Here is a 2275-nt window from a genome sequence, read left to right as displayed (position 1 = left end):
TTCCGTTTTCTGAGGCGACCCCGAAGCTGGGGTTGGTCATGGTGGTTCTGGCATCTGATTTTCGCATAATGATGATTATGTAAAATCATGAAGAGACCAAACCAAGATGGACCTAGATATCCCCATCCGGAATCCGATACACCGCAATCGCGACGTCCCCGCTCTCGTCTTCGATGACCTCCAACGCATGGTTGATGAGATCAGGCATGGTTTCAAGTTCCTGAATCGCATATCTGAACAGCTCGCGCTGGCGATCCGTGGTCATCGGGAACGGAGACACCAGGCAAACCAGGCCCGCATGGATGGGTTCCCTGGCGTGAAGGCCTGTCCGTGGCCCTCCGGCCGGGCCGCGAAAGTCCACCGCATTGTGGGTGACGAGCGTGAAGTCCGCAGCCACCGCATGGCGGATCAACTGATGATCTTTCGCGCCCGACCAGCCTCGATCCCTCACGCACGTCGATTCCGGATACCCCGATTCGCGAGCGATTTGCGCGAGTCCTGGCCAAAGGCACTCGTCTATGAGGAATTTAAAGGTCACGCCGGTTCTGTCCGCGGCGGACAACTTTGTGCGACACGAGAGCCGCACCGGTATCGATGTCCGTAATGCGGCGCGGGCGTCCCGGCCGGGGATGGGCCTGGACATAGACACGCGCGTCGTCGATCAAGCGCTCGTTCAGGAACGGATAGGCTTCCTGCAGTTCCGCTATGGTTGCGCCGGCTTCGGTCGCTGCCACGATATGGGCCACCGGCAATCGCGTACCGGCAAAACATGGCGTACCGCTCAGAATCTCGGGATCTTCGACGATGCTCTTTTCCGCTTCCTGGACCCGGCTGGCCCGGTTCAGTGCCGTTTCAACGCATCGGTCCAGTGTCACCGTCAGGAAGTCGTGATGTATCGACCAGTCGAAGTCGGCGTGGAGCACCGTTGTATTCAGGGCCAGAAACGCATCGAAATCGGGGCGGCGTTCCAGGCGCGCGGTCAGGTCCCAGATCACTTGTCGGCGAGCCGAACGAGTGAGTTCATCCTGCGTTTGAAAATAGAAGGAGGCAAAGGCGGCGGTCAGTGGCGCGAAGCGTCGGCCATGATCCCGAAGAAACAAGGCTCGCGGTAGTACATCGGTATCAACCAGCCGATTGATATCGGTGTCGGTTACGTCGGCCATGAACGCGACATGCGCGGCGGACACGGACTTGCCAGCGGTCAGCATGAGGTGCTCCTTTCATTTCCCGCAACAAGAAATCATTCCCTGAGGCGGGAATAGTTTATCTCAAGTCGACAGGGCTCGTTCCATGCCTCAAACCGCAGCAGTCTGCCGCCCTTCCCTCACGGCCATCACCGCCTCGCTCACCCCACCACTCCCCAGCAACGTCCTCCGGAAACTCTCCACCAGCGGCCGCAGGTTGATCCTGTGCCACGCGGCCCACAGCGGCGTGCGGTAGCTGAACCACGACAGTTCGCGCAGCACCACGCCGGCGGGCGCCTGGTGGCGCAGGCTTTGCTGGATCATGGTCATGCCGAGTCCGGCGGCGACCAGGCCGAGGGCGGCCAGCGGTTCGGTGGCTTCCATCGTGATGTCGGGCGTGAAGCCGGCGCGCGCGCAGGCGGCGACGAAGGTGTCGTGCCGCAGCGCGCTTTCCTTGTGCATCACGCCGATCCACTTCTGCGCGGCGAGGTCTTCGGGCGTGAGGCGTTCCGTGGCGGCCAGCGGATGGCCTTCGGGCAGCGCCAGCAGCATGGGGTCGTTGAGCACCTGGGCGGCGTCGAGGTCGGGGTCGTCGGCCGGCGGCGGCTCGCAGACCAGGGCGATGTCGAGGCTGCGCTGCCGCAGGCCTTCGAGCTGCGCCTCGGACTGCTGGTTGTACAGCGCGATATGCACCGCCGGACGTTTGCCGCGCAGGTCGCGCAGGGCATTGGGCAGCACGCCGGAGTGCATCGCGTATTCCAGGTAGCCGATGCACAGGCCGCCTTCGTCGCCCTTGCCGAGCCGGCGCGCGAGCGATTCGAGGCGGTTGGCATGGGTCAGGAAGGCGCGTGTCTCGGCCAGGAACGTGCGTCCGTCGGTGGTCAGGCGGATGCGCTGCTGGGAGCGCTCGAACAGCGTCAGACCGAGCTTTTCCTCAAGCTGGGCGATCTGCCGGCTTAGCGGCGACTGCGAAATGTGCAGCCGCTCGGCGGCCCGGCCGACGTGCTCGTCCTCGGCGACGGCAACGAAATAGTGAAGCTGGCGGATGTCTAGCATGTCGGGCTCTCTTCGGATCCGGTCATCGGTCCCAA

3 protein-coding genes are annotated in these 2275 nt (G+C 63.1%); all 3 read right to left on the bottom strand.

Going from position 1 to position 2275, the window contains the following annotated elements; genetic code table 11:
* Window positions 1-112: 112 nt before the first annotated feature.
* The 3 genes from K206_RS0133610 to K206_RS0133600 all read right to left on the bottom strand — a co-directional run bounded on the left by K206_RS0133610 (window position 113) and on the right by K206_RS0133600 (window position 2240).
* Window positions 113-538 (bottom strand): DUF5615 family PIN-like protein, encoded by a 426-nt coding sequence (locus K206_RS0133610; RefSeq protein WP_029044389.1) that lies wholly within the window; start codon window positions 536-538, stop codon window positions 113-115.
* The gene (locus K206_RS0133605; RefSeq protein ID WP_020206684.1) at window positions 528-1208 is read right to left on the bottom strand and encodes a DUF433 domain-containing protein; all 681 of its coding nucleotides are present in this window, start codon (window positions 1206-1208) and stop codon (window positions 528-530) included. Before K206_RS0133605 ends, K206_RS0133610 begins: the two co-directional genes overlap by 11 nt.
* Window positions 1209-1295: 87 nt before the next feature.
* Window positions 1296-2240 carry a LysR substrate-binding domain-containing protein gene (locus K206_RS0133600; protein WP_020206683.1) on the bottom strand — a complete coding sequence of 315 codons (945 nt, stop codon included), beginning with the start codon at window positions 2238-2240 and terminating at the stop codon, window positions 1296-1298.
* Window positions 2241-2275: the final 35 nt, after the last annotated feature.

The sequence above is a fragment of the Cupriavidus sp. WS genome, assembly GCF_000395345.1.
Lineage (GTDB): Bacteria > Pseudomonadota > Gammaproteobacteria > Burkholderiales > Burkholderiaceae > Cupriavidus > Cupriavidus basilensis_B.
This window is presented reverse-complemented; position numbering and strand designations above follow the sequence as displayed.

Coding starts and splice junctions, on each gene's coding strand:
- K206_RS0133605 (WP_020206684.1), bottom strand. CDS start 1,208: ATGCTGACCGCTGGCAAGTCCGTGTCCGCCGCGCATGTCGCGTTCATG.
- K206_RS0133600 (WP_020206683.1), bottom strand. CDS start 2,240: ATGCTAGACATCCGCCAGCTTCACTATTTCGTTGCCGTCGCCGAGGAC.